Consider the following 5,723-nt stretch of genomic DNA (forward strand, 5'->3'; position numbering starts at 1 on the left):
CTTCAGGCCTTCACACCTTCACACGTTCACACCGCCGTACCGGGTCAAGCCAAAAATCGGCGCTAAGGAGAGGGAGAGGTGTTGTCGATCCTTCATGGCTCATTTTTTTGAGCGACCAAAAAAACGAGCCGCAAAAAAAGTCGCACCAAACCGGCACTAGCTCGCTTCGCTCCCGTCGCCCGTCATACCGCGCTTCGTCTAGCGCTACGCCTCTCGCCACGGAACGAATTCAAACTCGCCCGCTCTGCGGGCTCAGACAGGAATTCGTTCTCATCGTGGCTTCGGCTCCGCACTCAAGCCGACGAACCGCGCAAGGCCGGGGGCACTACATGATGATCCGGACTGTAGCGCCATCGCCAGGATCGCGAGAACCTACAGACCTACGGACGTTTCCCCCAGCGCACCTCCGTACCTTCAGGCCTTCACACCTTCACACGTTCACACCGCCGTACCGGGTCAAGCCAAAAATCGGCGCTAAGGAGAGGGAGAGGTGTCCTCCCTCTGTCTCATTTTTTGACTGGGCAAAAAACGAGACGCAAAAAACCCACCCGTCTACCGCGCTCCGGCGGGCGGCTGCGCTTTGGCGCGGAACGAATCGGAAGGGCCCGGAGGGTCATCCCGTGGACTCGCCCGCGGGGTGGGCTCAGACAGCGATTCGTTCTTTTCGCGCCTTCGCTTCGCCGCCTGGTTCGCCGGATCGCGCAAGGCCGGGGAAACAACGGTGTTGGTCACGCTGGATGTTGGCACGGAGAGTCGCAATGTACCCGCTCACCCTTTCTCCCTCTCACCCTTTCCCCCACGCTCTCCTCTTCCCATACCGGACCGCACGGCCGGCGGGGCAAACGGTCGGCGTTGGACGGGGTGCCACCTACAAGCAGTTCAGCCACGTTCGTGTCTTACGCGAACGCAGATGTCCAAATGCACCTACGTAACCCGCGAACCCAGCCCCCAAACCTCACACCCCTTCCCCCCGCACCCTTTCTCCCTTTCCCCGCTTTGTGTTCTTCTTCACACTGAGCCGACGCGAGCGCTTGATTGGACCCGAGAATCGTCTTATATAGAACTGGTCCAAATAGTGAAAAGCCGCTAGCGCCCGTGATTCATTCGTTTATACGTTCTGCCGTCGCCTTTTTGAGTATGGCCCTGTTCGTGACGGCACTGCTCCTCACCGGTTGTTCGGATGATCCCGTTCTCGGCCCGGAAGGCCCTTCCGATGACGGAGGGGGAAGCTACGGAGTGATCAACCAGTTCGCACCGGGCGACTCCACCGAGGCGGCGTCGAATCCGGAGACGTTTTAGAGGCGACCCCATCGTTTGACCCCACGCTCGGTACGACCGGTCACGGTGAACCCACCGAGGTTGTCGTCCTGCCGACAGGCTGTCGTTTTACCAATCCACCCGCTGTTTATGCTTGCCCACAGCCGGCTCCTCCTGGCCGTACTGTTTATAGTTAGTCTAAATCACCACCCCGTTCTCGCGCAGAGCGACGGGGTCGGACAGATCGAAGGTCAGGTCGTCGCAGAAAGCGACGGAGAGCCGCTGGCCGGAGCCACGGTCGGGCTCGAGGACGCCCGCCGCATGCGCGGCACGACAACGGACAACGACGGGCGCTTCGTGATCGAAAGCGTTCCGGCAGGCACCGTGACGCTGCAGGTGCGCTTCGTCGGCTATCTCACCGCGACCCGAACCGTGGACGTCACCATCGGGCGGACGACGAACGTGCCGGTTGCGATGGAGCGGTCGACGGTCGCCCTCGCCGGCGTGGAGATTACCGGAACGACCGAGGAGGCACGCACCGCGCTGGCGGGGGCCATGACGAAGGTCGACGCCGCTGCCATCCAGCGCATCGATCCCATTGGCATGCAGGAAGCGCTGTCGTACGTTCCGGGCGTCTACGGCCTGGCGGACGATGGGATGGGGCAGACGCGCATGTCGGTCGGCATCCGCGGGCTGCAGCCGCGGCGAACGCAGCGCGTCCTCGTGATGGAGGACGGCGTCCCGATCCAGCCGGCACCGTACGTGTTTTCCCCGCTCTACTATAATCCGCCGATCGAGCGGATCCGGGAGGTGGAGGTGATCAAGGGGTCATCCTCGGTTCGGCATGGACCGCAGACGATGGCGGGCGTCATCAACTACGTGACGAGTCGCCCTCGTCGCACGAGTCCCGGCGGGACGGTGAAGTTGACCGGCGGTATGAACCGCTATGCCAGCGCGTTCGCCGAGTTCGGCGGGTTCGGCTCGGACGATGTCCGCCCACAGGTGCAGGCTCTCTTCAAGCGGGGCGACGGCTTTCGCGAAAACAACGACTTCATTCAGTTTAACGGCACCGCCAAGCTGCAGGCGACGATCGGATCGGCCCGCTCCATCTACGTGAAAGCCAACGTGGATTACGAGCGGCTGAACGCGACATACACCGGTCTGACGCCCTATTCCCTCGCCAGCGATCCGGACTTTAACCCAAAAGACGACGATTTCTATCGCATCTTCCGGGCATCGGTCAGCGCCATCTACGAGCGGCGGTTCAACGAACGCGTTGACGCGACGACGACAGCATACGCGAACGTGTTCGATCGGCCGTGGTGGCGGGAGAAAGATGTGTTTGTTCGTGCCGACGAGTACGAAGACCCGAACATCGACGCCGAGCCGGTTTCCCCGTCGACGCCGGGCCCGCTCGTTCGCGTCGGGATCAGCGATGCCGTGGAAGGCGACCTGACCGGCCCGTACTTCGGCAACGAGCGCCGGTTTTACGTCGGTGGCATTGAGCAGTCGCTTGAAATCGACCACGACGTATTCGGGCAGCCGTCCAACCTCGAGATCGGTGGCCGCGTGCACTGGGAACGGTTTCGCGACGACCGAAAGATCAGCGACGAGGTTGGCAGACGCGAGGGCGTGTTCTTCCGCGGCGACCCGTCGGACCCCGAGTCGATCGAGATCGTCGGCGGAAGCTCGACCTACGAGACAATTGCGCTGGCCCTCTTTACCCAGGAGGAAGTCCAGTGGGGGCCGCTTCGCCTGACGCCCGGCTTCCGCCTGGAGGTCTTCGAGCAGTCCCGGATCGACCGGCTTGCGGGCTCGACGTATGACGACAAGACGAGCGTCGTGCCCCTCCCGAGCTTCGGGTTCAACCTCGACCTCGGACGCTACGACCTCGGGCCTGGCCTTGCCGACAGCCGGCTCTGGCTCTTCGGCGGCATTCATCGCGGCTACACCCCTCCGTCGAGCGCCACCTTCCAGATCGTCGGCTTCGAGCCGCCGAGTGCATTGCCCGGTGATGATACCGGATTCGATCTGCGAGCCGAGAAAAGCTGGAATTCGGAGCTCGGCCTGCGGGGCCGGTCCGGCACCGCCCAGTTTGAGGTGGCCGGATTCTACCTGTACGTCGAAGACCTCGTTGGCGGACGCACGGCGTTTCAGCAAAATCTCGGCGTGGTCGAAAGCTACGGCGTCGAAACGCAGGGATCGCTCGACTTCGGCGCATATGCGACCTGGCTGCCGCGGGTCGATGCCACCTACACGTATCTGCAGTCGCAGGTTGTTCAGGGGATCATCCCGGCAGCGTTACAGACGGGCGTCGTCGACATCAGCGGCAACGACCTCCCGGCAGCGCCCAATCACACAGCGACCGTCCGACTGTCGAAGACGTTCGACCGGCTCGGACTGATGCTCTACGCCGACGCGAAGTACCGCGGCGCGTTCTTTACCGACCTGGAGAACCTGCCGGTCAACCAGCCCGGAGCGCCGCCCAGCCATGGCGAGCGCGGCCCGGTTCCTTCCAACACCCTCTTCAACGCCGGCGTGCGGTACGACGTGACCGATGCGCTACGCGTCCAGGTCACGGGGAAAAACCTGACGGACGAAGTCTACATCGGATCGCGCGTTCACTCGAATCCGCGCCAGCGCGACGCCAGCCTCAGCACCGGGATCATCCCCGGCGCCCGCCGACAGGCCAATCTCTCCATCACGTACGACTTTTAGTGCAAGGGTGAGTGTCGATTGGTGAGTGTCGATTGGTGAGGGTCGAATGGTGAATGGCGGCGTGGCTTCCCTTTTCGTCGGTGCTGTGGTTGCCTGGTTGACCTCGCTCGCTTGATCCTCTACCCATGCTTTCAGTCTGAGCGGTTGCTCGTCGCGACCGCGATTGCCTGCTCCATCATCGCGGTCCATGCCGCGGTTCATCGCTTTACTTCCTGTACACGCACGACAAACTGCATCTTATGCGACGTTTTTCGTTTCTCTTAGTACCCTTTCTCCTGGTCGGCCTCATGCTGACCGGGTGCGATAGCACCGACTCCATGAGCGACGACGATGGAGGAAACGACCGGATCGACGTCCCGGCCACGTATACCTTTTCCAGCCGGTTTGTGGAGGGGGGAAGCGCGGTTGCCTACCCGGGACAGGTGACGCGAAATCTCCTTATCGCTGACATCAAGACGTTGACCGATCAGCGGGCCGGCATTCCGACGGAGGCCGACCTTCTGGATCGGTACGAGTACGACGCCCAGAACCTCGCCATCCTCCTTTCGACCGACCCGAACCCCGCACAGTCCACCTATGCGGAGATTGCGACGGGTAAGAGCCTGTCCGGAAAAGCCACCGCTTCGTACTCCGACGTCGCCTTGATCGGCATCGGAGACGTTGCTGGCTTCGACGCGGACGCAACGGCGGACGACGTCATCCGCTCCTACATTGCGGACATTGCCGAGAACTACGATAACGGCCAGACGGCACCGGACGCTTACACTACGGCCGAAGGGGTTGACATGGGCCAGATCGTTAACAAGCTGCTTCTCGGCGCGGTCGCCTACTCGCAGGGCACGGCCAAGTACCTCGACGATGTTCTGACGCAGGAGACGTCGCCCAACACGCGGGACGGCGACAAGCCGTACACCACGATGGGCCACGTCTGGGACGAAGCCTACGGCTACTACGGCGCCGCCCGTGACTTCAGCGAGTCCGGCGTGTACTACGACGCCGACGGCCTCGTGGCGAAAGCATCCGACCGCAACGGTGACGGCGAGATCGACCTCTCGAGCGAGTTCGTCCATACCTGGGCCGACTACTCGGTTGACCGCGGCACCGTCAACGACATCAATTTCCACATTCGCCTGTTCGAAACCTTCCGTGAGGGACGGACGGCGATCATTAACCAGGAGTCGATCGAAAACATCCGAGGCCACGCGGCCGACGCCCGGTCCACCTGGGACGACCTCGTCGCCTCGAACGTGGTGCACTACCTGAATGCCATGGAGAGCGACGTGGCCGGCCTCGCGGCCGACGACGAGGTGACGCGCGCGGCCCTCGGCGATGACGGCGCGGCGTCCTTCAACGAGCACTGGGGCGAAGCGAAGCCGTTTGCGTGGGCGCTTCAGTACAACCCCGACAAGAAGATCTCGGATTCGGAGCTCGAATCGCTCCACCAGATCCTCGGTGGCGCCCCGCCGTACGGCAAAACCAAGGCACAGGTCCTCACGGACATCAACGACGCCAAGACGCTCATCCAGAGCGCCTACGGCTTCGATGATGCCAACATGAACAACTGGTAGATCGACTGTGGGACGGACCCAGTGCACGTTCGACTGGCCGTCTCGCAACCCGTTGATTTGGCTGACGGTCCCTCCCTTGCTCCGGCAGGGGAGGGCTGTCATTATCGTGGGGTGCGGTTGGCGTTTAGCAGAACTCTTCGGGTTGTCTGCACAGAATTGCGATACGTACTCTACTCGCCG

The 5,723-nt window shown here is 62.5% G+C and carries 3 protein-coding genes; all 3 read left to right on the forward strand.

The window, feature by feature from the left end; translation table 11 throughout:
- The first annotated feature begins 1,095 nt into the window (after positions 1-1,095).
- The 3 genes from ACFCU0_RS05215 to ACFCU0_RS05225 all read left to right on the forward strand — a co-directional run bounded on the left by ACFCU0_RS05215 (position 1,096) and on the right by ACFCU0_RS05225 (position 5,543).
- Positions 1,096-1,299 carry a hypothetical protein gene (locus ACFCU0_RS05215; protein ID WP_434972609.1) on the forward strand — a complete coding sequence of 68 codons (204 nt, stop codon included), beginning with the start codon at positions 1,096-1,098 and terminating at the stop codon, positions 1,297-1,299.
- A gap of 108 nt (positions 1,300-1,407) precedes the next feature.
- Entirely contained in the window at positions 1,408-3,975 is a 2,568-nt protein-coding gene (locus ACFCU0_RS05220; protein ID WP_434972610.1) for a TonB-dependent receptor domain-containing protein, read from the forward strand.
- Between the two features lie 239 nt (positions 3,976-4,214).
- Positions 4,215-5,543, forward strand: coding sequence for a DUF4856 domain-containing protein (locus ACFCU0_RS05225; protein WP_434972611.1), 1,329 nt, complete (start codon positions 4,215-4,217; stop codon positions 5,541-5,543).
- The last annotated feature ends 180 nt before the right edge of the window (positions 5,544-5,723 follow it).

It is taken from the genome of Longibacter sp. (genome assembly GCF_051155795.1).
Taxonomy (GTDB): Bacteria; Bacteroidota; Rhodothermia; order Rhodothermales; family Salinibacteraceae; genus Longibacter.

Coding starts and splice junctions, on each gene's coding strand:
- ACFCU0_RS05225 (WP_434972611.1), top strand. CDS start 4,215: ATGCGACGTTTTTCGTTTCTCTTAGTACCCTTTCTCCTGGTCGGCCTC.
- ACFCU0_RS05220 (WP_434972610.1), top strand. CDS start 1,408: ATGCTTGCCCACAGCCGGCTCCTCCTGGCCGTACTGTTTATAGTTAGT.